Raw genomic sequence first — 23,530 nt, 5'->3', positions numbered from 1 at the left:
GGTGTGGCCGCCCCACGCGAGGGCTCTCTCCCGCCGGGCCCCCCCCCCCGGGGGTCAGCTCCAGCCGGTCGACCTCGGCGAGCGCGGGGGATCCCGCCGCGCTGCCCAGATAGGCGACGTCGTCGCGGCCGAAGCGGTACCCCACTTACTTCTGCGCCGCGCCCGGCTTCACGCCGGTGATCATCGCGTTGTAGAAGAACTCGCGCGGGACGACCTTGCGCAGGACGTTCTCGTCGAGCCAGCTCAGGCCCAGCCAGGCGCGGTACTGCGCCATGCGGTAGCCGATGGTCAGCTTCTCGTCGGGGACCGCGGCCTCGAAGGTGCGCACCGGCCAGCCCCACAGGGCGGCGGCGAACTCCTCGGTGGTGGCCTTCACGTCGACGGCACCGGCCGACTTGGCCATCTTCTCGAGATCGCTCGGGTCGAAGGTGTGCAGGTCGACGACGGCCTCGAGCGCGGCGGCGCGGGAGGACTCGTCCAGCTCGGTCTGTGGACGGCGCCAGCCGGACAGGAACGGCAGCTTGGTGATCTCGGTGGTCACCTTCCAGGTGGCCTGGCCGAGCTTGCGGGCGTAGAGGTTGCCGATGGTGGTCGGCTCACCGGCGAAGACGAAACGCCCGCCCGGCTTGAGCACCCGCAGGCACTCCTTGAGCGCCAGCTCCACATCCGGGATGTGGTGCAGCACGGCGTGGCCGCAGACCAGGTCGAAGGTGTCGTCGTCGTACGGGATGGTCTCGGCGTCGGCGACGCGACCGTCGACATCCAGGCCGAGGTGCTCGGCGTTGCGCAGCGCGACCTTCACCATGCCGGGCGAGAGGTCGGTGACCGAACCCTTCTTCGCGATGCCGCCCTGCATCAGGTTCAGCAGGAAGAACCCCGTGCCGCAGCCGAGCTCGAGCGCCCGTTCGTAGGGCAGCGGGGCGGGGCCGACCGCGAGGTCGAACCGGCCGCGGGCATACGCGATACAGCGTTCGTCATAGGAGATCGACCACTTGTCGTCGTACGTCTCCGCTTCCCAGTCGTGATACAGGACCTGGGCGAGCTTGGTGTCCTTCAGCGCTGCTTCGACCTCGGCCTCGGTGGCGTGCGGGTTCGGCGCCGGGTCATCGGGGTGGACCGTCATAACCGCCAAGAGTAATAGGAGACCCTCAGCACGCAATGGGCGGTCTTGTTTCCGGCGGTTCCACTTGGTCGATTGACCGGTCTCAGCTCACCTGCCGGTGAAAACAGCGCTGTTCGGACCCTCGGCGGCGAAGGTGCGGGTGCCGGTGCGGGCGTCGTCGGTGTCGAACAGCGCCGACCATTCGGTGACGGCGGTGGAGTGCGCGTGCGGGCCCGCTTCGAAGACCGCCTTGGCGGCGGCGAGGGCGCGCGGAGCGGCCGTCACGAACTGTTCGGCCCAGCGGCGGGCGGCGGTGAGGACGTCGTCGGGGGCGACGACCTCGTCGACCAGACCGAGCTTCGCGGCTTCCTCGGCGTCGACGAATCGACCGGTGTAGACGAGGTCCTTGGCGCGGCTCGCGCCGATCAGCAGCGACAGCCTGCGGATCCCCGACAGCGGGATCAGCCCCGCCTTGATCTGCGGCAGCCCGAGTTTGACGTTGTCGCCGATGATCCGGTGGTCGGCGCCAAGGGCCAGTTCCAGACCGGCGCCGAGGCAGTAGCCGGTGATCGCGGCGACCGTCGGCTGCGGTACTCGGGTGAGGCAGCCGAGGGCGGCTTGCAGATCGGCGGCCATGGCGGCGGCCTGCTCGGCGTCGAGCTCGGCGAGCTCGGTCATCTCGTCGCCCGCGCTGAACACCCGTTCGTCGCCGTAGACGATGAGCGCGGCCACCCCGGGATGCCTGCCCACCGTCTCGGCCGCCGCGGCGACCTCACGGGCCAGCTGGGCGTCGACGAGGTTCAGCGGCGGACGATCGATGCGCAGCAGCGCGACGCCGCGAGCGGACGGGTCGGTGGGCAGCTCGAGGGTGACGAATTCGGCCATGCGGCCAACCTACCGGCCGCCCAGCGCACCCAGCTGCGGCAGCTCCGCGAAATACCGGCCGTTGTCCGGGAAGTCGGTCAGCGGCGGGCCCTCGGCATTGGGCGTGTAGTGCGGCATGATCGGGGTGATCGCCCGCTCGGCGGCCAGCACGGCCACGGTATCGGCGAAACCGCACAGGCCGTCGAGCTGCGACCACGTCGGCGGCAGCAGGACGTGCTCGCCCGCCCGCCAGCTCGCCAGGGCGTCCTGCGGAGTCGCCCAGACGACCTGGGCGGCCTCGGAGGTCGCGCCGTCGGCGATCTGGCCCTGCGGCAGCACGGCGACGAAGAACCGGGTGTTGTAGCGGCGCGGTTCGGCTTCGGGGGTGATCCAGTTCGACCACGGACGCAGCAGATCGGCGCGCAGCACCAGACCCTCGGCCGCGAGGAAGTCCGCGAGCGACAGCTCACGGCGCTCGAGCTTGCCGCGGGCCTCGCGGTAGACCGCGGAGTCGTCGACAACGGTATCGGCGGTCGGCCCGGCCAGCAGCACGCCGCATTCCTCGAAGGTCTCCCGGACCGCGGCCGCGACCAGCGCCTGGGCTGCCTGCTCGGTCGTCGCGAAACGCTCGGCCCACCACGCCGGTGCGGGTCCGGCCCAGGCGATGTCGGCGGTGCCGTCGGCGGCGTCGACGCCACCGCCGGGGAAGACGGTCATCCCGCCCGCGAACGCCATGCCGCTGACGCGGCGCTGCAGGAACACCTCGATGCCCGACCCACCGTCGCGCACCAGCATCACCGTCGACGCGTCCCGTGCGGCTACCCCGGACTCACTCATACCCGTTCCTCTCCACCACCGGGCACGGCCCGGCGACCGACTCCGACCGGCCCCATCGCCTGCCGGAGCACCGGGCAGGCCGCGCGCGTGTCGCCGCGGCCGCACTCCGGCCTCCTCTGCACCCTAACGCCCGCTTGGTCAGCACTGGGAACAGTTCAGCCGGGCCGGTGCTGCCCCGCCCGCCCAGTTCCCGCTGAGTGGGCATCCAGGCGCGGCGATGCTGCCCGAGCGGGGTCGAGCGAACCAGCTCGTCGACCCGGCCCCCGATTGATTCCCGGGGCGCGGACTTCAGGCGCGGCGGTGCTGCCCCGCCCGGCGGGCCCGGCGGGCGAACCAGCGTCCGTCGACCCGGTCCAGCGCGATGGACTGGCTGAACGCGGCGCTGAGGTTCTCGGCGGTGAGCACGTCCTCGAGCAGCCCCTGCCCGACGACCTCGCCCTCCCTGAGCAGCATGGCGTGGGTGAAGCCCGGCGGGATCTCCTCCACGTGGTGGGTCACCAGGACCATCGCGGGCGCGTCGGGATCGGCGGCCAGATAGCCGAGCCGCTCCACGAGCTCCTCGCGGCCACCCAGGTCCAGGCCCGCGGCGGGTTCGTCGAGCAGCAGCAGTTCCGGATCGGTCATCAGGGCGCGCGCGATCAGCACCCGCTTGCGTTCGCCCTCGGACAGGGTGCCGTAGGTGCGGTCGGAAAGGTGTTCGGCGCCCAGGGTTTCCAGCATGTCCACGGCGCGGTCGGTGTCGATGTCGTCGTAGCGTTCGCGCCACCGGCCGAGCACCGCGTAGCCGGCCGACACCACCAGGTCGCTGACCTTCTCGTCGACGGGAATGCGGCTGGCCACCGCCGCCGAGGACAACCCGATGCGCGGGCGCAGCTCGGTGACGTCGACGCGACCGAGCGTCTCCCCCAGCAGGTTCGCGTCACCGGAGGTCGGATGGACCTCGGCGGCGGCCATTCTCAGCAGCGAGGTCTTGCCCGCCCCGTTGGGGCCGAGCACCACCCAGCGTTCGTCGAGCTCGACCTGCCAGCTGACCGGGCCGACGAGCGTTCGGCCCGAGCGGCGGATGGTCACGTCGGAGAAGTCGATGAGCAGATCGGGATCGGGTTGCGACACGCGCTCCATCTTGGCCCACGCGGGCCCTCAGCGGAACGACCGGCCCGGGTGGGATTCGTCGTTGCTGGTCGGCGCGGAATCGCGATGCGCATCGCCGCGCAGCATCCGGGCGGCGAGGAGCGAGATCGGCACCGACAGCACTCCCCACACGATCAGGATCACCACAATCGTGGTCACCATCGCGGAACCTCCTTACGTGGATGCCTGGACCATCGGTTTCATATACCCCCACGATCCCCCAGCTACACCCCATCGTGACGGCGAGTCGCGAAAACCAGCACCGAACCGCCGGATTCGGCCGCGCGTGTCGGCGGGTCAGGCCTGGGCGGGCACCGCGATCACCGTCATCGAGCCGGGCGCCACCTCGGTGAAGCCGGCATCGCGCACGGCGACCGCGCGACCGGCGGCAACCTCGGCCACCAATCCGGCCCACCGCTGGTCGTCGGCATCGCGGACCGCGCACCGGAACTCGTGCTCGGCCCAGGCCGCCGCGGCCGTCACGGGCAGGGCACCCGCCAGCAGCATGCTCGCGTGCCCGACCTGGGCGGCCGCCTTGCCGACCGACATCTCGAGCGCCGCGTTGACCCACAGCACCGGCAGCCGCGGGTCCGGCGGGCCCGGCTCGTCGTGCTCGAGATCGGTGCCGCCGATCTGCAGTTTGCGGATCCGCTGGTCGATCGCGCCGACCGGGCCGGGAACGAACGCACGGGCCTGCGCGCCGTCGACATCGATCGTGACACCGTCGACCCCGCCTGCGGCGACCCACTGCGAGCCGCGAGCCCGCCGGGCGACCTTCCTGATCCTGGACCGCTTCCACGCCAGATACCGCGGCTCCCACTCCCCGCCCGGCCCAGAGCGCGGGTCGAGGCAGACGGCGACCGCCGCGGCCGCCGCGGCTTCCAGGAGCGCGCTGCGGGCGGGCGGATGGGTCTTCGGGATATGCAGCACCATCTGCATCGCCTGGACCATGGCCGGGTCGTCCGGGTCGCCGTTGCCGCCGTAGCCCCGCGCCAATTCGGCGTGCCGCACAGCGAATTCGGCCGCTTCGTCCCTGACCTCTACCTCGGTCTCCACGCTGCTCAGTTCCGCGCTGCCCATGCCACAACACCCGATTCGATCGACGCCACCAGTCCGGCCCAGCCTAGCGAGCCGACCAGACGGTCCCGTCGACGCTAGGAGACCTGCACCTGCACGAGGAATGTGGTCTCGGGTTCGATCGACGGTCCGGCCGGACCGTCGACGAACTCGACCGTGCCTACCGCCCGAGCAGCGGAACCCGCCGCACCCCGCCGTCGCGGGCGTCGGCCGCCTCGACCTCGTCGCGGGTGACGCCGAGGATGAACAGCACCGCGTCCAGGTACGGGTGCGACAGCGCCGTGTCGGCCACCTCGCGCAGCGCGGGCTTGGCGTTGAACGCCACACCGAGCCCGGCGGCGTTGAGCATGTCGATGTCGTTGGCGCCGTCGCCGACCGCCACGGTCTGCTCCATCGGCACGCCCGCGTCGGCGGCGAACTTGCGCAGCGCGGTCGCCTTGAAGGCCCGGTCGACGATCTCGCCGACCACCCGGCCGGTGAGCTTGCCGTCGACGATTTCCAGGGTGTTGGCCTGCACGAAGTCGAGTTCCAGCTCGTGCGCGAGCGGCTCGATGACCTGCCGGAACCCGCCGGAGACCACACCGCAGCGGAAGCCGAGCCGCCGCAGCGTGCGGATGGTGGTGCGGGCGCCGGGGGTGAGCTCGATCCGGTCTGCGACCTCCTCGATCACCGACGCGTCGAGACCTTCCAGGGTCGCGACCCGCTGACGCAGGGATTCGGCGAAGTCGAGCTCGCCGCGCATCGCGGCCTCGGTGACCTCGCGAACCTGCTCCTCGACACCGGCGTGCGCGGCCAGCATCTCGATGACCTCGCCCTGGATCAGGGTGGAGTCCACGTCGAAGACGATGAGCCGCTTGGCGCGACGGGCCAGCCCGGCCCGTTCCACGGCGATGTCGACCTGCTCGGCGACGGCGACGTCGGCCAGCGCGGTGCGCAGCCGGGAATCGGTGTCGGCGCCGGTGTCGGTCGCGGTGACCATCAGTTCCATGCCGGTCACCGGGTAGTCGGCGATGCCGCGAATGGTGTCGATATTGGCGCCGAGGGCGGCGAGCATCCGCGAGATCGCGCTGAACGCGTGCGCGGTGACGGGGGCGCCGAGCACCACCACGGCGTGCGTCGACATCGGCGGCTTGCCGATCTGCGCGTCGACGGACACGTCGACCTGCATGCCGACGGTGTTCATCGCCTCTTCGAGCTCGTCCTGCAGCGCCTCGGGGTCGTTGGGGCACGACACCAGCACACCGAGGGTGAGCCTGCCCCTGATGACGACCTGCTCCACGTCCAGCAGGCTCACCTGATGGCGTGACAGCGCTGTCAGCAGCACAGAAGTGACGCCAGGTCGGTCGGGGCCGGTGACGGTCACGAGAACTGTGGTGTCTGCCAAGTCGATCTGCTCCATATCCGGGCCCTTCCCTGGGGTGAGCCGTAAATGCGCAACTTAGTCTAGAAAAAGCGCATGCACCTGCTGGTCACCCAGCAGGTGCACACCCCTAGTCGTTTGGCGGTTTCCTACTTACTTCTTTGCCAGCGTGCCTTCGGCGACGTGCGTGGCGTGCTTGGCCGAGCCCCAGCCGACGTGCGCCTCGGCCTTCATGCGCTCGACCATGTGCGGGTAGTGCAGCTCGAACGCCGGACGCTCCGAGCGGATGCGCGGCAGCTCGTAGAAGTTGTGCCGCGGCGGCGGGCAGGTGGTGGCCCACTCGAGGGAGTTGCCGTAGCCCCACGGGTCGTCCACCGTGACGACCTCGCCGTAGCGGTAGCTCTTGAAGGTGTTCCACACGAACGGCAGCATCGACGAGCCGAGGATGAAGGCACCGATCGTGGAGATCGTGTTCAGCGTGGTGAAGCCGTCGCTGGGCAGGTAGTCGGCGTAGCGACGCGGCATGCCCTCGGCGCCCAGCCAGTGCTGCACCAGGAAGGTGGTGTGGAAGCCGACGAAAGTGGTCCAGAAGTGCCACTTCGCCAGGCGCTCGTCCATCATGCGGCCGGTGATCTTCGGGAACCAGAAGTAGATACCCGCGAAGGTGGCGAACACGATGGTGCCGAAGAGCACGTAGTGGAAGTGCGCGACGACGAAGTACGAGTCGGTGACGTGGAAGTCCAGCGGCGGCGAGGCCAGGATGACGCCCGACAGACCACCGAAGAGGAAGGTCACCAGGAAGCCGATCGACCACAGCATCGGTGATTCGAACGTCAGCTGACCGCGCCACATCGTGCCGATCCAGTTGAAGAACTTCACACCGGTTGGGACCGCGATGAGGAAGGTCATGAAGGAGAAGTACGGCAGCAGCACGGCGCCGGTGGCGTACATGTGGTGCGCCCACACGGCGATGGACAGCGCGGCGATACCGAGGGTCGCGTAGACCAGCGTGGTGTAACCGAAGATCGGCTTACGGCTGAAGACCGGGAAGATCTCGGACACGATGCCGAAGAAGGGCAGCGCGATGATGTAGACCTCGGGGTGGCCGAAGAACCAGAACAGGTGCTGGTAGAGCAGGATGCCGCCGGTGGCCGGGTCGTAGATGTGGCCGCCGAGGTGGCGGTCGTAGGCCAGGCCGAACAGCGCCGCGGTCAGCAGCGGGAACGCGAGCAGCACCAGCACCGAGGTCACCGCGATGTTCCAGGTGAAGATCGGCATGCGGAACATGGTCATACCGGGCGCGCGCAGGCAGACCACGGTGGTGAGCATGTTGACACCACCGAGGATGGTGCCCAGACCGGACACGGCCAGACCCAGGATCCACAGGTCGGTGCCGACACCGGGCGAGTGCAGGATGTCGGTCAGCGGCACGTACGCCGTCCAGCCGAAGTCCGCGGCGCCACCGGGGGTCACGAAGCCCGCGGTCGCCATCGAGCCGCCGAACAGGTACAGCCAGTAGCTGAACGCGTTCAGTCGCGGGAAGGCGACGTCGGGGGCGCCGATCTGCAGCGGCAGGATGATGTTGGCGAAGCCGAACACGATCGCCGTCGCGTAGAACAGCAGCATGATCGTGCCGTGCATGGTGAACAGCTGGTTGAACTGCTCGGGCGAGAGGAACTGCAGACCCGGGCGGGCCAGCTCGGCGCGCATGAGCAGCGCCATGAGACCGCCGACCAGGAAGAAGCTGATCGCCGTCACCAGGTACATGGTGCCGAGCACCTTGGGGTCGGTGGTGGTGACCGCCTTGTACAGGAACGAGCCCTTGGGCCCGGTCCGAGCAGGATACGGTCGAGTCGCTTCCAACTGAGGGACTGGCCTGGGCTCTACCGCAGTCACTGATCCTCCTGAAGATGCCTGTACGTCACTCGCAGGCCCTCCGTCGTCGGTGTCAGAGGCAGACGACGGTCAGCATGCGTTGGAGTGAATCGTAAACCGTGCTGCCGCAGCATCACGCGCGGGTCCTACTCTGTGTCGTATTCAGCGCGCCGTAGACGGACGAGAGCGTGCCGGCCGGACGCCGGTCTCGATCTTCCTCCGCAGGTCGCGCGGGTGCAACGGTTGGCTGCGATGACTTTCCGGCCGCGGGGGCGTCATAACTCTGTCGAGCTATTCCCCCGCAGCCGAGGAGTCGTCATGTCCAGTGCCACGCAGCCCGGTGATCCCACCTGGGTCGATCTCTACACCGCCGATCTCGACCGTGCCATCGCCTTCTACAGCGAGCTGTTCGGCTGGACCGCCGAACGCGGCGGCGAGGAATTCGGCGGCTACACCACCCTGCGCAAGGACGGCAAGGCCGTCGCGGGCGCGATGGGCCGCGTCCCCGACGACCGCGATCCGTTCCCCGACCGCTGGACCGTCTACTTGGCCTCCGCCGACGCCGCCGCGACAACCGCGAAGGCGAGCAGCGCGGGCGGGAACGTGATCGTCGAGCCGATGGCCGTCGGCGAGCTGGGCACGATGGCCGTGCTCGCCGATGTCGGCGGCATCGGTGTCGGCGTGTGGCAGGCAGGCGAGTTCCCCGGCTTCGAGGCGATCGGCGACGTCGCCGACGGTGTCTGGAGCAACCACGACGGCGTCCCGTCCTGGTTCGAGCTGATGACCCGCGCGTACGAGCCGTCGCTGACCTTCTACCGCGAGGTCTTCGGCTGGAACGACATCTTCGTCGTGGCCGACTCCCCCGAATTCCGCTACACCACCATCCACGCGACCTCCCCGATGCGCGGCGGCATCATGGACGCCACCGGCCACCTCCCCGAGGGCATCCCGGGCGCGTGGACGGCCTACTTCGGCGCCGACGACGTCGACAAGACCACCGAACTGGCCAAGACGCTCGGCGGCGCCGTCGTCTTCGAGCCGATGGACACCCCCTACGGCCGCCTGGCCGGTCTCACCGACCCCACCGGCGCCCACTTCAGCATCGGCGGCAACGCGCGCTGACCAGGCCCGCGACAGCGGCGGCCGGTCGCGCCGCCGGCGGCGCGCGCACCACCTTGGGGTGGTAAAAGCGCCCCCTGGGAGGTCACCCCCCAACGCTGGGGTTGCTGTCGGAGTCCCCTCCCGGCGACGACAGTAGAGGTGTACCGAAAAGCACCTCCGACCAGCGCCAAGGGGACACCACGATGAGCACGATGACCACCGCGATCGCCGACAACGTCATCCAGCTGCCGCGTCGGCAGTCCACCCCGATCGCCACCGATGGTCACCTCGCCGATGCCGATCTGGATCGCTGGGCCAACCGGCTGGCGCGGCTGCTGCTGGGCCGCGGCGCCGCCGCGGGCACCCGGATCGCGCTGGCGGTCGACGCCATGATCGAGGCGGTCATCGCCGAGGCGGCGGTGCGCAAGATCGGTGCGATCCCGGTCTCCGTCGCCGACGACGAGTTCGTCTTCGGCGCCTACCTCGGCATCACCACCCGGGACGACAGGCCCGAACTGACCGACGTCGTCGACTGGCTGGTCCTCGACGATCGCTCGACCCTGCGGCGTTATCTGGTCAGCTCGGACGCGCCGCTGTCCACCAGGGATCTGGCTGCGGTCTCGTAGTACCCATTCCGGTCCGCACAGGTTCAGAATGGATCTGGATCGCGGAACGCAGCGGGTCGGGGACCCAAGGTGAATACCGAGCTCCAGACATGAGAACGCAGGTCTGCTCATGACCCAGTCTTCCCTGCAGGGACCGGGCACCGCCGTACGCGACGGCGCCTTCCCCTTGTCCGCCGCTCAGCGCGGGATCTGGTTCGCCCAGCACATCGCGGGCGACATCCCCATCTCCATCGCCCAGTACGTCGAATTGTCCGCACCGATAGACCACGAGCTGCTGACCGAGGCCGTCCGGCGCACCGGCCGTGAGTTCGGCACCGGCTACCTACGGCTGATCAATATCGGCGGTCAGCCGCAGCAGCTCGTCGACCTGAGCCTCGACACCGATATCCCCGAGCTCGATTTCCGGTCCGAGCCCGACCCGGAGCGGGCCGCGCAGGCCTGGATGCGCGCCGAGTACACCGCACCGCTGGATGTGATGCGTGACCGGCTGATCCACCTGGCATTGCTGCGGGTCGGCGAGGACCACTGGTTCTGGTACACGCGGATGCACCACATCGTGCTCGACGGCATGGGCGCGCTGGCACTGGTCCAGCGGGCGGGCGAGCTCTACAACGCCGCTTTCGAGGGCAGGGAGCCGCCGCCGGGCAAGGCCGAACCGTTGCAGAAGATCGTCGAGGCCGATCTGGCGTACCGGACCTCGGCCCGCTTCGAGGCCGACCGCCAGTACTGGCGCGAGCACCTGGCCGGAATGTCCGACCCGGTGAATCTCGCGGGCCGCGATGCCGAGGTCGACGCCCACCCCAACCGCGTCGCCGGCGCACTGCCCGCGGAGACGACCGCGCTGCTCGATTCCGTCGCCGCGGCGGTGAACTCCGGTGTCGCGCCCACGGTGGTGGCCGCGTTCGGCGCCTATCTCGCCGCGATGACCGGCGCACCGGAGGTCGTGCTGAGCCTGCCGGTGTCGGCGCGGACCTCCGCGACGCTGCGCCGTTCGGGCGGCATGCTCGCCAATGTCGTCCCGTTGCGCGTCACCTTGACACCCCAGACCACGGTGGGCGCCGCGATCCTCGCCGTGCAGGGCGAGCTGACCGGCGCGCTGCGCCGCCAGCGCTACCGGCAGGAAGACATCGTCCGCGATCTCGGCTGGGCGATGGACGAGGCGGCCTCGTTCGGTCCCGCCGTGAATCTGATGATGGTGGGCACCAGGATCGCGCTCGGCCCGGTGGTCGGGCGGCTGCACGTGCTCACCTCCGGGCTGATCGACGATCTGTTCGTCAATGTGTATCCCGGGGTGGGCGGCGAGAGCACCCACATCGACCTCCAGGGCAACGGAAACCTGTACAGCGAAGCCGATCTGGCGGCGCACCACGAGCGGTTCCTGCTGTTCCTGCACCGGTTCCTCGTCGCGGGCCCCGATGCGCCGCTGTCGACGGTGCCCGTCCTTTCCGCCGCCGAGCAGGCCGTGTCGGTGCCCGCGCGTGGTCCGGCGGGTGTCGAATCCCGCACGCTGCCCGAGATTCTCGCCGCGGGCGCCGCGATCGACCCGACTGCGGTGGCCTTGCGCTGGGGCGCGGGCGAGACACTCACCTATCGCGAGGCAGACGAGTACTCGAATCGCCTCGCCCGGGTGCTGACAGCAGCTGGCGCAGGCCCCGAACACGGTGTCGCGCTGTCAATTCCGCGGTCGGCCGAATCGGTGCTCGCGACCATCGCGGTGGCCAAGACCGGGGCGCCGTTCGTGCCGATCGATCCGACCTATCCCGCGGACCGGATCGAGCACATGGTGGGCGACAGCGGTGTGGTCACCGGCCTGACGGTCACCGAGGCGCGAAAGTCGTTGCCGGACACTGTCGATTGGCGCTCGATCGACGACGAGGCGACCGCCCTGCTCATCGCAGCACAGAAGCCCGGTCCGATCACCGACGCCGAACGGCGAGGCGCGATTCATCCGGATCAGGTCGCCTATGTCATCTATACCTCCGGCTCGACGGGCCTGCCCAAGGGCGTGCTGGTGTCGCACCGCGGTCTGGCGAATCTCGTCGCCAGCTCACGGGCCGGATTCGGTGTCGATGCGGAATCCGTTGTCGCCCATGCCGTGTCACCGAGCTTCGACATCTCCGTCGAGGAGATCCTGGTGACGCTGGCAACGGGCGCCACCCTCGCGGTGGTGCCGCCTTCGGCATACGCGGGTGCGGAGATGGCGCAGGTGCTGCGCGCGCATCGCGTCACCCATCTCAATGTCACGCCCGCCGTCGTCGGCTCGCTCGATCCGGAAACGCTCCCCGACCTGCGCACCATTGTCGTCGGCGGTGACGCGTGCCCACCGGAACTGGTGTCGAAATGGGCAGGCCGGGCACTGATCAACGGCTACGGTCCCACCGAGACCACCATCACGACAACGCTGACCGAGCCGCTGACCCCGGGTGCGCCGGTGACGATAGGCAGCCTCGTCCGCGGTGTCACCGGCCTGGTGCTCGACCCCTGGTTGCGTCCCGTCCCCGCGGGCACCGTGGGTGAGCTGTATCTCGCGGGTCCCGGTGTGGCACGCGGCTATCACCGGCGCAGCGGATTGACCGCGAGCCGCTTCGTCGCCGATCCCCACGCACCCGGTCAGCGGATGTACCGCACCGGCGACCTGGTGCGGTGGACCGACGACGGCCGGTTCACGCTGTCCTACCAAGGCCGCAGCGACTTCCAGGTGAAGGTGCGCGGCTACCGGATCGAACTCGGCGAGATCGACGCCGCCTTGGAGCACCTGCCCGCCATCGATTTCGCGCTCACCCTCGGTGTCGACACCGCCGCCGGCGCGACCGCGCTGGTGTCCTACGTGACGACGACACCCGGCGCCGAGGTGCATCCCGAAGCGGTGAAAGCCGCTGTCGGCGACCGACTCCCGGCCTACATGGTGCCGTCGGTCGTCACGGTGCTCGACCGTGTCCCGCTCACGCCGCTGGGCAAGGTCGACCGCAAGGCGCTGCCCGCGCCGGATTTCGGCGCCCGCACGGTGACGAGCCGGGCGCCGTCCACGCCGCGTGAGGAAGTGCTCGCCACACTCTTCGCCGAGGTCCTCGGACTCGACACGGTCGGGGCCGACGACAGCTTCTTCGCCCTCGGCGGCGACAGTATCGTCTCCATTCAGCTGGTCTCCCGCGCGAAGGCGGCCGGGATCGCGTTCAGCGCCAGGGATGTCTTCGAGCGCAAGACGGTCGCCGCGCTGGCGGCCGTGGCGGGCGAGACCGAGGTCCACGTGGTGCACGAGCTGCCCGGTGGCGGTATCGGACCCGTGGATCTCACCCCGATCGTGCACGCCATGGTGGAACACGGTGACACGTGGGGCCGGTACGGCCAGGCGGTCTTGATCGGCCTGCCCGCGGGCACCACCCGGCCGTCGCTCGCCGCCGCACTTCAGGTGCTGATCGACCACCACGATCTCCTGCGCTCCACGCTGCGCACGACTGAGAATGGCTGGGAATGGATTGTCGCCGAAGCCAATTCGGTCGACGCGGACACGCTGATCGCGGTGGTGCAGGCAGGGCCCGATCTCGACGACACGATCGAGAGCGCCTTGCAGCACGCCGCCGATCTGCTCGACCCCGCCGCCGGTGTCGTCGCCCGCTTCGTGCTGATCGACCGCGCGGACGACCCGCCGCTGTGCTGGCTCGTCCTGCACCACCTGGTCACCGACGGCATCTCCTGGCGAATCCTGCTGCCGGACTTGGCGACCGCCGCCTTCGGCGGCACCCTCGAGCCGGTCGGCACCTCGTTCCGGCGCTGGGCACACGGCCAGCTGGAGCAGGCGGCCGCACGCATCGACGAATTGCCGTTGTGGCAGCGCATTCTGGCGACACCCGACCCCGCACTCGGCACCGACACCTTCGACCCGGCCCGCGATGTCGTCGACACGATGGCGCAGTGGCAGACGACGGTCCCGCCGGATGTCGCCCACACCGTCCTCACCACGCTGCCCGAGCAATTCCACTGTGGTGCAGACGATGTCCTGCTCGCCGCGCTGACGATGGCGGTCTGCCGGTGGCGCGACCGCACCGGCGCGCTGATGATCTTGGAAGGCCATGGACGCAGCGAGTCCCTGTTGCCCGGCGCCGATGTCGCCCGTACGGTCGGCTGGTTCACCAGCGTGTACCCGGTGGCCGTCGACCTGGCCGGAATCGACCTCGACGACGCGTTCGCCGGTGGCCACGCGGCGGGATCGGCGATCAAGGCGACCAAGGAGCAGCTGCGCGCGCTACCGGATCGCGGTGTCGGCTTCGGCCTGCTGCGCTACCTGAACAGCGAGACGGCGGCAACGCTGGCCGACGCACCGACACCCCAGCTGAGCTTCAACTATCTGGGCCGGGCGGTAACCGGCGGCCACGACGCCTGGGTACCGCAACGGTTCGCGGCGACCAACGACGACCGCGCACCGCTGGCCGCCGTCGTCGACATCAATGCCGTCCTCACAGACTCAGGCCTGGACGTCACCTGGGCGTACGCGGGCAGGCTGCTCGACGAGACCGCCGTGCGCGAGCTGGCCGACCTGTGGTCCGCGGCGCTGGAAGCCCTCGTCATCCACGCGCGCAGCGGCGTCTCGGGTGGCCGCACCCCCTCGGACTTCGCGCTCGTCACGGTCGACCAGCCTCAGATCGAAACCTGGGAACGGACCTACCCGAACCTCGCCGACGTGTGGCCGCTGTCGCCGTTGCAGTACGGCCTGCTCTTCCACGCGCTCTACGACTCCGACACCGCCGACGGCTACACGGTCCAGTCGCTGCTCACCCTGACGGGCACCGTCGACGCCGCCCGTCTGCGCGGCGCCGCGCAGGCACTGATCGATCGGCACGAGAACCTGCGCGCGGCTTTCGTGGAGACCGACAACGGCCCACGTCAGCTGGTGCTCGCGGATGCCGAGATCCGCTGGGAGAACATCGATCTCACCGAGATCGCCGACGAGCAGGAGCGGGCGCGCGAACTCGACCGCATCATCGCCCTCGACGCGCTGACCCGCTTCGCGCTCACCCGTCCCCCGCTGGTCCGCTTCACCCTGATCCGCACCGCGCCAGGGGAATTCCGGCTCATCATGACCAATCACCATCTGGTACTGGATGGTTGGTCGACCCCACTTCTGGTCCGGGAACTGCTCACGCTGTACGTCACCGCCGGTGACCCGTCGGTCCTGCCGCCCGCGCGCTCGTACCGGGAGTTCCTGTCCTGGCTCGGCGAACAGGACGCCGAGGCATCGATCGCGGCCTGGAAGCGGGCGCTGGCCGGCGTCGATACCCCGACCCGCGCCGTCCCCACGCTGGCCGGCATCGAGTCGACCGAGACCGCGTTGATCTCGCACGACCTGTCCGCCGAGACCGTCGCCGTGCTCGAATCCGCGGCGCGCGAGGCGGGCGCGACCGTGAACACCCTGGTCCAGGCGGCGTGGTCGATGCTGCTCGCCATGCTCACCGGCCGCACCGACGTGATGTTCGGCAGCACGGTCTCCGGCAGGCCGCCGGAGCTGCCCGGCGTCGAGGAGATGGTCGGGCTGTTCATCAACACCGTCCCGGTGCGGGTGACGCTGGACCCCGCGGAGAACGTCAGCGATCTGCTGGCCCGCGTACAAGCCGAGCAGGCGCGACTGATGGACCACCAGCACGTCGGCCTGGCCGCGATCCACCGCGCCGTCGGTCTCGCCGAACTGTTCGACACGCTGACCGTCTTCGAGTCCTATCCCATCGACCGCGAGGCGCTGTCGCAGGCCCTGGACATCGCGGGCATGCGCGTGCTCGACGTGGAAGGCACCGACGCGACGCCGTATCCGCTCAACCTCATGGTGATTCCGCTGCGCGGCACCGCCGGAGCGGGCGACTCCCTGCGGATCACCGTGAAGTTCATGGCCGATCGACTCGAACACGCTGCCGTGCGATCATTCCTGGATCGCTTCGTCCGGCTGCTCGGACAGCTCGCCGAGAACCCGCACGCCCTGGTCTCGCAACTCCAGTACTGCGACGACACCGAATTGGCCACGCTGGCTCCGGTCCGCGGCCCGCGCCCGCTGCCGATGCGGACGCTGCCGGAGATCCTGGCGGCGGGTGCGCGCATCGACCCCGACGCGATCGCGATCAGCGCGGGCGAGCTGTCGATGAGCTACGGCGAGCTCGATGCCTGGTCGAACCGGTTCGCCCGGGTCCTGCTGACTCGCGGCGTCGGGCCCGAGGTGTTCGTCGTTCTCGCGCTGACCCGGTCGCTGGAGTCGGTGGTCGCGGTGTGGGCGCTGGTCAAGTCGGGTGCGGCTTTCGTGCCGCTGGATCCGAGCTATCCGGTGGAGCGGATCGAGCACATGCTCACCGATTCCAAGGCGCCGATCGGCGTCACCGTGACGGCGACCGGTGAAACACTGCCAGGCACCATCGACTGGCTGCTCCTGGACGACCTGAACACCATCCGCCGCGCCATGCTGGTCTCCGACGCGCCCATCACCGACGACGAACGCGGCGGCCCCATCGACATCGACCACACCGCCTACCTCATCTACACCTCCGGTTCCACCGGCAAACCGAAGGCGGTCCTGCTGAGCCATCGCGGCGTCGCCAATCTCACAGCCGCCCAACGGGACACCCTCGCGCTCGATCCTTCCGCGAGCGCACTGCAGGTCGCCTCCCCCAGCTTCGACGCCTCGGTCTTCGAGATGCTCACCGCGCACGCGGCGGGCGGACGGCTGGTGGTGTCGCCACCGGAGGTCTACGGCGGCAGCGAACTCGAGACGCTGCTGCGCACCGAGCGGGTCACCCACGCGGTGATCACGCCGTCGGCGCTGGCGACGATGGAACCCACCGAACTGACCGCGCTGCGGGTGCTCTCGGTCGCCGGCGAGGCGGCCACCCCGGAGCTCATCGAGAAGTGGGCGGCGGGCAGGCGGATGGTGAACCTGTACGGCCCCACCGAGTTCAGCATCTGGGCCACCGGGCCCGCCGAGCTCCTCGCGGGCGAGCCGATCACCATCGGCGGGCCGATCCGCGGCGCGGCGGTGGTGGTGCTGGACGGCTGGTTGCGGCCGGTTCCGGTCGGCATCCAGGGCGAGCTGTATCTGGCCGGGCCCGCCCTGGCGCGCGGGTATTTCAACCGGTTCGAGATGACCGCGAGCCGGTTCGTCGCCAACCCCTACGGCACCGCCGGTGAACGCATGTACCGGACCGGCGACATGGTGCGCTGGGTCGAGCGCGACGACGAGCTCGCACTGGAATACCTGGGCCGCAGCGATTTCCAGGTCAAGATCCGCGGCCTGCGGATCGAGCTCGGCGAGATCGACGCGGTCCTCTCCCGCGACGACGAGGTCGACTACGCGGTGACCATCGGGCGCGCGGGACCGGCGGGTGCCACCGTGCTGGTGTCCTACGTCCTGCCCGCGCCGGGCGTCGACCTCGACACCGAGCGGCTGCGGGCGTGGGTGGCCTCGGAACTGCCCGGCTACATGGTGCCCGCCTACGTCGTCGTACTGGACGACATCCCACTCACCCCCGTCGGCAAGCTGGATCGTCAAGCCCTTCCGGTACCGGACTTCTCGGCCGCTCAGCGGCCGTATCTCGCACCGCACACGCCGACCGAACAAGCCGTCGCCGAGGTGTTCGCCGCGGTACTCGGCACCGATCGGGTGAGCGTCGACGAGTCCTTCTTCGAACTCGGCGGCAACTCACTGAGCGCGACAAAGGTCGTCGCTCGGGTCAATTCGGTGCTGGGCTCCACCATCGCGCTGCGCGACCTGTTCGACGCGCCGACCGTGGCGCAACTGTCGTCCCGGGTCGTTCCCGCGGGCGGCGGTGGCCCCGGCCGCCCGGCCCTCGCGCCACGCATCCGCCCCGACCGCATCCCGCTGTCCCCCGCGCAACAGCGCATGTGGGTGCTCAACCAGCTGGACCCGGGCTCGGCCGCCTACAACATCGCGATAGCACTGCGTCTCACCGGCGAGCTGGATGTGGCTGCCATGCGCCGTGCGCTCGCCGATGTGGTGCAACGCCAGGAAAGCCTGCGCACCCGATACCCCGCCGATGCCGAGGGACCACGTCAGGTGGTCGTCGGCATGGACACGGCCACACCCGCCCTCCCCGTGATCGATACCGAAGACGGTGCGCCGCTGCGTGATCGGATCAACGAGCTGGCGGGCACCGGATTCGATCTCGCCAAGGAAGCCCCCCTGCGCGTCGGGTTGTTCCGGCTCGCCGTCCCTGCGCCCGGTGCGGCGTCGGGTTCCCAGGACGATGTCCCCGTGCACGTCATCGTGCTCGTGGTGCACCACATCAGCGCCGACGGCGCCTCGATGGCGCCGCTGGCCGCTGATCTGGTGACCGCCTATTCAGCGCGTGCGGCGGGCAACGCGCCCGCATGGTCCCCACTCGCCGTGCAGTACACCGATTTCGCTCTGTGGCACCGCGAACTGCTCGGCAGTCAGACCGACCCGGAATCCGTGGCAGCACAGCAGATCCGGTACTGGAGCGAAACCCTCGCAGGCACACCCGACGCGCTGGAACTACCCACCGATCGCCCCCGGCCCGCGGTGCAGACCCTGCGCAGCGACGATGTCGACTTCACCATCGACGACCAGATGCACCGCGCCCTGGTCGATTTCGCCGCCGACAACAATGTCAGCGTCTTCATGGTGGTGCACGCCGCGCTCGCGGTGCTGCTCGCTCGGCTGGGCGGCACCGACGATGTCGTCATCGGCACCCCGGTCGCCGGTCGCGGTGAAGCGGCGCTCGACGAGCTCGTCGGCATGTTCGTCAACACCCTGGCCCTGCGCACACCGGTCGACCCCGGCACCGGATTCCGCCAGTTGCTCGCCACGGTCCGCACCGCCGATCTCGATGCGTTCGCCCACGCCGACGTGCCCTTCGAGCAGCTCGTCCAGGTGCTCGACCCCACCCGATCGACCGCGCACCACCCGATCTTCCAGGTCTCGCTGTCGCTGCAGAACTACGTCGAACCGGTGCTCGAACTGCCCGGATTGCGTTTCGAGGTCGAGGATTTCGACCGCTGCTCCTCGGCCTTCGATCTCACTCTCGACCTGCGCGAGCGGTTCTCCGAGTCCGGCCCCGCAGGCTTCGACGGCGTCCTGACCTACGCGACAGACCTTTTCGACGCCGCCACGGTCCGCGCGTTCGCGACACGATGGCGGCGGGTGCTCGCGGCCGTGCTCGCCGACATCGACGTCCGCCTCGCCGACATCGACCTCCTCGACGAATCCGAACGCGCGGAACTGATTCCGGTCCGCGGCCCCGCCACCGTCGGCACGACAACGCTGCCGCAGCTGCTCACCGACATCGCCACCGCCTTCCCCGAGCGACCCGCGCTCGTGTCGACCGCGACCACCGCTTACCGCGAACTCGACACCCGTTCGAATCAGCTGGCCCGGCTGCTGATCGAAGCCGGAGCGAGCACGGAAACCGTAGTGGCACTCGGGCTCCCCCGTTGCGCCGAACTGCACACGGGTATCTGGGCCGCCGCGAAGGTGGGCGCGGCCTTCCTTCCGGTCGACCCGAAACATCCGGTGGACCGGATCGAGCACATGCTCACCGATTCGGGCGCACAGGTCGGCCTGACCCTGGCCGCGTACCGGCCTGAGCTCCCCGACACCACCCGCTGGCTGGTCCTCGACGACGAGGCCTTCGCCGCCCGCCTGCGCGCGGCCGACGACGCCGCACTCACCGTCGACGAGCTCCCGCTGCCGATCCGCGTCGACAACCCCGCCTGGATGATCTACACCTCCGGCTCTACCGGAACACCGAAGGGCGTCGCCGTCACCCACCGCGGACTGGCCGACCTCATAGCGGCCCAACGCGCCGACCTCGATCTGGTCGAGCACTCCCGCGTCTTGCAGGTCGCCTCACCGAGTTTCGACGCCTCGGTCTTCGAGGCTCTGATGGCGTTCGGCTGCGGCGCCGCCTCGGTGATCTCACCACCGGATGTCTTCGGCGGCGCCCCACTCGCGGAACTGATCGCCGCCGAGTCGGTCACCCACATGGTGATCACCCCGTCTGCGCTGGCCACTATCGATCCGGCCGAGGTGTCGAGCGTGCGGGTGCTCGCGGTGGCCGGCGAGGCGGTCGGCCCCGACCTGGTCGCACGCTGGTGTGGCGGTCCGTCCGGTCGGACGATGGTCAATCTGTACGGCCCCACCGAGTACACCATCTGGGCGACCGGCTCCGCGCCACTGTCGGCAGACGAACCGGTCACCATCGGCACACCGATCCGCGGTGCGGCGGTCCTCGTCCTCGACGACCGGTTGCGCCCGGTCCCCGTCGGCGTCGCGGGCGAGTTGTATCTGACCGGAACCGGCATGGCTCGGTGCTACCACGCCAGGCCGGGACTCACCGCCGCGCGATTCGTCGCCGACCCCTTCGGCGGCCCCGGCGAACTTCTGTACCGCACAGGTGATCTGGTGCGCTGGGTCCGTAGTGGCCGCCTGTCCGGGCACGACCGACAGCACCGGCTCGACCGGGTTCGGTCGCCCGGCGATGCCCCGGCCGGATTGGCACTGGAATACCTCGGTCGCACCGATTTCCAGGTGAAGGTACGCGGACAGCGCATCGAACTCGGCGAAATCGATGCCGCACTCGGTGGCATCGACGGCGTGGATGTCGCGGTGACACTGGGCGTTCCCGGCCCCACCGGTGCGACCGCGCTCGCGGCCTATCTGGTGCGCACACCCGGCGCCGACCTCGACATCGCGCGGGTCCGCGCCGAAGCCGCCGACATCCTGCCCGCCTACATGGTGCCCGTCGCTTTCGTCGTGCTGGACGCGATCCCCATCAACGCGGTCGGCAAGCTCGATCGAAAAGCCTTGCCGGAACCGGTGTTCGTGGTCGAGGAGACGCCGTACCGCGCGCCCGGGACTCCGACCGAGCATGTCCTCGCGCAGATCTACGCCGAGCTGCTCCGCCGGGAGAAGGTCGGCGTCGACGATTCGTTCTTCGCGCTCGGCGGTGACAGCATCCTGGCGATCCAGCTGGTGACCCAGGCGAAACTGGCCGGCGTGCACTGCACACCGCTGCAGGTGTTCGAACATCGCACGGTGGCCGCGCTCGCCGCCGCCGTCGACGCCGCGGGCACGGTGGAGGCGCTCGCGGAACTGCCCGGCGGTGGCGTCGGCGCACTGCCGCTGACCCCGATCGTCCGCTACATGATCGAGCGCGGCGGCGATTTCGACCGCTTCGCCCAGACCGCCGTCCTGGAGCTGCCCGTCGGCATCGAGCGTGCGCAGCTCGTCGAGACCCTCACCGCCGTGATCGATCGGCACGACATGCTGCGTGCGCGCCTGTGGCAGGACGAGGACGGCTGGCAGCTGCGGGTGGCCGATCCGGGTTCGGTCGATGTGGATTCCCTCGTGCACCGCACCGAATACGACGCCGCCGACCCGGTCGAACTGCGCGAATACGCCCAGATCGAGCTCGATTCCGCGATGAACCGCCTGGATCCGGCCGACGGTGTGGTGCTGCAGTTCGTCTGGCTCGATCCGGTCGGCGACGCGGGGTCGCGCACCAGACCGGGCCGCCTGATCGTCGTCGCGCACCACCTCGCCATCGACAGCGTCTCGTGGCGAATCCTGGTGCAGGACTTGATCGGTGCGTGGGCGCAGGTGTCGGTCGGCAGCACCCCGGTCCTCGCCGACGTCGGCACCTCCCTGCGCCGCTGGTCGCACGCGCTCACCGAGGAGGCGCGCAGCGAGCGGCGCCGGGCCGAACTCGGGTACTGGCAGCGGGTCGTCGACGGTCCCGACCCGCTGCTCGGCGACCGGCACCTCGATCCGGCGGTCGACCAGGCCCACACCGTGCGCCGCCTCGACATCGAGGTCGACGACGACGTCACCACCGCGCTGCTCACCACCCTGCCGCGGCTGTTCCACGGCAGCGTCACCGACGCCCTGTTCGCCACCATGGCACTGGCTCTCGTGCGCTGGCGTGCGCGCCGCGGCGTGGACGAGCGCTCGGCGATGCTGCGGCTGGAAGGCCATGGCAGGCAAGAGGAAGTCGTGCCCGGCGCCGACTTGTTGCGGACCATCGGCTGGTTCACCTCGCTGTACCCGGTGCGCCTCGACCTCGCCGGTATCGACGTCGAGGACGCGCTCGCCGGCGGCCCGGCCATGGGCACGGCGATCCGCGCGGTCAAACACCAGCTCCTGGCGGTGCCGGACAAGGGCATCGGCTTCGGCCTGCTGCGCTACCTCGATCCCGACACGGCCGCGCAGCTCCCGCAGCGGCTCCCCGGCCAGATCTGCGTGAACTACCTCGGCAGGCATACGACGGCCGAGGTACCCGCCGGACTGGAGGGTCTCGGCTGGCTGCCCACCGACGACCTCGGCGAGCTGCACGCGGGCGAGCACGCGGAGGTCCCGATCATGTCGGCGATCGACGTGAACGCCATGGTGGTCGGCAACCGATTGCACGCCGACTTCGACTACCCGGAGCACCTGCTCGCCCGCGACGATGTCGCCGAACTCGCCCAGCTGTGGGTCGAGGCGCTCGGCGCCGCCGCGCACTTCGCGGCCACCCCGGCCGCTCAGACGGCCTCGGCCGAGGAAACCGCTGCCCTCGCCGCGCAGACGCCAGCAGCCGCCGAACCGGCCGCCGCCGGACCTGCCGGACTGGGTCTCGATGTGCTGCTGCCGATCCGGCTCGGCGGCGATCGGCCCGCACTGTTCTGCGTCCACTCGTCCTCCGGAATGTCGTGGAGCTACCTGGGATTCGCCGAACAGCTCGCCCCGGACCGGCCGATCTACGGACTCCAGGCACCCGACCTCAGCGGCCGCGAGCCCTCGGCCCGCTCCATCGAGGAATTCGCGCGGCGGTATGTGCGCGAGATCCGCGCGGTGCAACCGAGCGGCCCCTATCATCTGCTGGGCTGGTCGTTCGGCGGTCTGATCGCGCACGCCATGGCGGTCCAGCTGGCGGCGGCGGGCGAGCGCGTCGGCGTGGTGGCGCTGCTGGACACCGACACCGCCGATATCGACGGCGACACCATCGAACGCTTGTCACCGGGCGCCTTCATCAACACCTTCGGCTCGATCTTCGGCATCGACAATGTCCCCGCCGACGCCACCGCAGCGGAAGCGGCCGAGCTCATCACGGCCGAGCTCGGCGGCGTCGAACTCATCGATGCCGCCACCATCGAGCGCATGGCGGGCTCGTACAACGCGTCCGCGGGGACCAGGACCGACTATCAGCGCCCGGTCTACCACGGCGACATCCTCTATTTCAGCGCCACCGTCGACCCCTCCGCATGGATGGGCCCGGACGGCTGGCGGCCCTACGTGACCGGCGACATCGTCAACCGCGATGTCGACGTGACCCACGACGAAATGACCAATCCCCATGCACTGTCGGTCATCTCGCCGGTACTCGACGAGCACATGGAAGCAGGAGACCTGATATGAGCGTCGAACGCACTGTTGTCCAGAGCCCGACAGCCACCTCCGGCGGCGTGATCGTCGAAGGGATCGAGAAATCCTTCGGCGACGTGCACGCGCTGCGCGGCATCGATTTCGTCGCGGCGCCCGGTGAGGTGCTCGGCATCCTCGGCCCCAAC

General features: G+C 69.8%; 11 protein-coding genes and 1 pseudogene. 4 read left to right on the top strand and 8 right to left on the bottom strand.

Features of this window, described 5'->3' with window-relative positions:
• Window positions 1–145 precede the first annotated feature (145 nt).
• The 8 genes from ACFWPJ_RS01850 to ctaD all read right to left on the bottom strand — a co-directional run bounded on the left by ACFWPJ_RS01850 (window position 146) and on the right by ctaD (window position 8,267).
• On the bottom strand, window positions 146–1,123 hold the full coding sequence (locus ACFWPJ_RS01850) for a class I SAM-dependent methyltransferase (RefSeq protein ID WP_189027215.1): 978 nt from the start codon (window positions 1,121–1,123) through the stop codon (window positions 146–148).
• 87 nt (window positions 1,124–1,210) lie between these two features.
• Window positions 1,211–1,987 carry an enoyl-CoA hydratase-related protein gene (locus ACFWPJ_RS01845; protein WP_378845921.1) on the bottom strand — a complete coding sequence of 259 codons (777 nt, stop codon included), beginning with the start codon at window positions 1,985–1,987 and terminating at the stop codon, window positions 1,211–1,213.
• A 9-nt stretch (window positions 1,988–1,996) separates the two neighbouring features.
• Complete coding sequence (locus ACFWPJ_RS01840) at window positions 1,997–2,803, bottom strand: NUDIX hydrolase (RefSeq protein ID WP_378845919.1); 807 nt, start codon at window positions 2,801–2,803, stop codon at window positions 1,997–1,999.
• 288 nt (window positions 2,804–3,091) lie between these two features.
• Window positions 3,092–3,925 (bottom strand): ABC transporter ATP-binding protein, encoded by an 834-nt coding sequence (locus ACFWPJ_RS01835; protein WP_378845918.1) that lies wholly within the window; start codon window positions 3,923–3,925, stop codon window positions 3,092–3,094.
• Window positions 3,926–3,943: 18 nt separating this feature from the next.
• A complete protein-coding gene (locus ACFWPJ_RS01830; RefSeq protein WP_378845917.1) occupies window positions 3,944–4,096 on the bottom strand; it encodes a hypothetical protein in 153 nt (50 codons plus the stop codon).
• A gap of 135 nt (window positions 4,097–4,231) precedes the next feature.
• The gene (locus ACFWPJ_RS01825) at window positions 4,232–5,014 is read right to left on the bottom strand and encodes a peptidyl-tRNA hydrolase (RefSeq protein WP_378845915.1); all 783 of its coding nucleotides are present in this window, start codon (window positions 5,012–5,014) and stop codon (window positions 4,232–4,234) included.
• A 157-nt stretch (window positions 5,015–5,171) separates the two neighbouring features.
• Window positions 5,172–6,410, bottom strand: coding sequence for a phosphoserine phosphatase SerB (serB, locus tag ACFWPJ_RS01820; RefSeq protein ID WP_378845913.1), 1,239 nt, complete (start codon window positions 6,408–6,410; stop codon window positions 5,172–5,174).
• Between the two features lie 114 nt (window positions 6,411–6,524).
• Window positions 6,525–8,267 (bottom strand): cytochrome c oxidase subunit I, encoded by a 1,743-nt coding sequence (ctaD, locus tag ACFWPJ_RS01815; protein ID WP_189027200.1) that lies wholly within the window; start codon window positions 8,265–8,267, stop codon window positions 6,525–6,527.
• 297 nt (window positions 8,268–8,564) lie between these two features.
• On the opposite strand from ctaD, the gene ACFWPJ_RS01810 reads away from it, so the two are divergent.
• From ACFWPJ_RS01810 to ACFWPJ_RS01795, 4 genes and pseudogenes are all read left to right on the top strand, one after another.
• Entirely contained in the window at window positions 8,565–9,368 is an 804-nt protein-coding gene (locus ACFWPJ_RS01810) for a VOC family protein (protein WP_378845911.1), read from the top strand.
• A 182-nt stretch (window positions 9,369–9,550) separates the two neighbouring features.
• A complete protein-coding gene (locus ACFWPJ_RS01805; protein ID WP_378845909.1) occupies window positions 9,551–9,973 on the top strand; it encodes an AMP-binding protein in 423 nt (140 codons plus the stop codon).
• A gap of 109 nt (window positions 9,974–10,082) precedes the next feature.
• Complete coding sequence (locus tag ACFWPJ_RS01800) at window positions 10,083–23,378, top strand: amino acid adenylation domain-containing protein (RefSeq protein WP_378845907.1); 13,296 nt, start codon at window positions 10,083–10,085, stop codon at window positions 23,376–23,378.
• A pseudogene (locus ACFWPJ_RS01795) lies at window positions 23,375–23,530 on the top strand (daunorubicin/doxorubicin resistance ABC transporter ATP-binding protein DrrA); the annotation flags it as partial. The gene ACFWPJ_RS01800 and the pseudogene ACFWPJ_RS01795, both read left to right, overlap by 4 nt.

Source organism: Nocardia sp. NPDC058497, assembly GCF_042720195.1.
GTDB lineage: Bacteria > Actinomycetota > Actinomycetes > Mycobacteriales > Mycobacteriaceae > Nocardia.
The sequence above is the reverse complement of the archived record's forward strand: the minus strand, read 5'-3'. Positions and strand labels throughout refer to the sequence as shown.

Coding starts and splice junctions, on each gene's coding strand:
- ACFWPJ_RS01850 (WP_189027215.1), bottom strand. CDS start 1,123: ATGACGGTCCACCCCGATGACCCGGCGCCGAACCCGCACGCCACCGAG.
- ACFWPJ_RS01845 (WP_378845921.1), bottom strand. CDS start 1,987: ATGGCCGAATTCGTCACCCTCGAGCTGCCCACCGACCCGTCCGCTCGC.
- ACFWPJ_RS01840 (WP_378845919.1), bottom strand. CDS start 2,803: ATGAGTGAGTCCGGGGTAGCCGCACGGGACGCGTCGACGGTGATGCTG.
- ACFWPJ_RS01835 (WP_378845918.1), bottom strand. CDS start 3,925: ATGGAGCGCGTGTCGCAACCCGATCCCGATCTGCTCATCGACTTCTCC.
- ACFWPJ_RS01830 (WP_378845917.1), bottom strand. CDS start 4,096: ATGGTGACCACGATTGTGGTGATCCTGATCGTGTGGGGAGTGCTGTCG.
- ACFWPJ_RS01825 (WP_378845915.1), bottom strand. CDS start 5,014: ATGGGCAGCGCGGAACTGAGCAGCGTGGAGACCGAGGTAGAGGTCAGG.
- serB (WP_378845913.1), bottom strand. CDS start 6,410: ATGGAGCAGATCGACTTGGCAGACACCACAGTTCTCGTGACCGTCACC.
- ACFWPJ_RS01810 (WP_378845911.1), top strand. CDS start 8,565: ATGTCCAGTGCCACGCAGCCCGGTGATCCCACCTGGGTCGATCTCTAC.
- ACFWPJ_RS01805 (WP_378845909.1), top strand. CDS start 9,551: ATGAGCACGATGACCACCGCGATCGCCGACAACGTCATCCAGCTGCCG.
- ACFWPJ_RS01800 (WP_378845907.1), top strand. CDS start 10,083: ATGACCCAGTCTTCCCTGCAGGGACCGGGCACCGCCGTACGCGACGGC.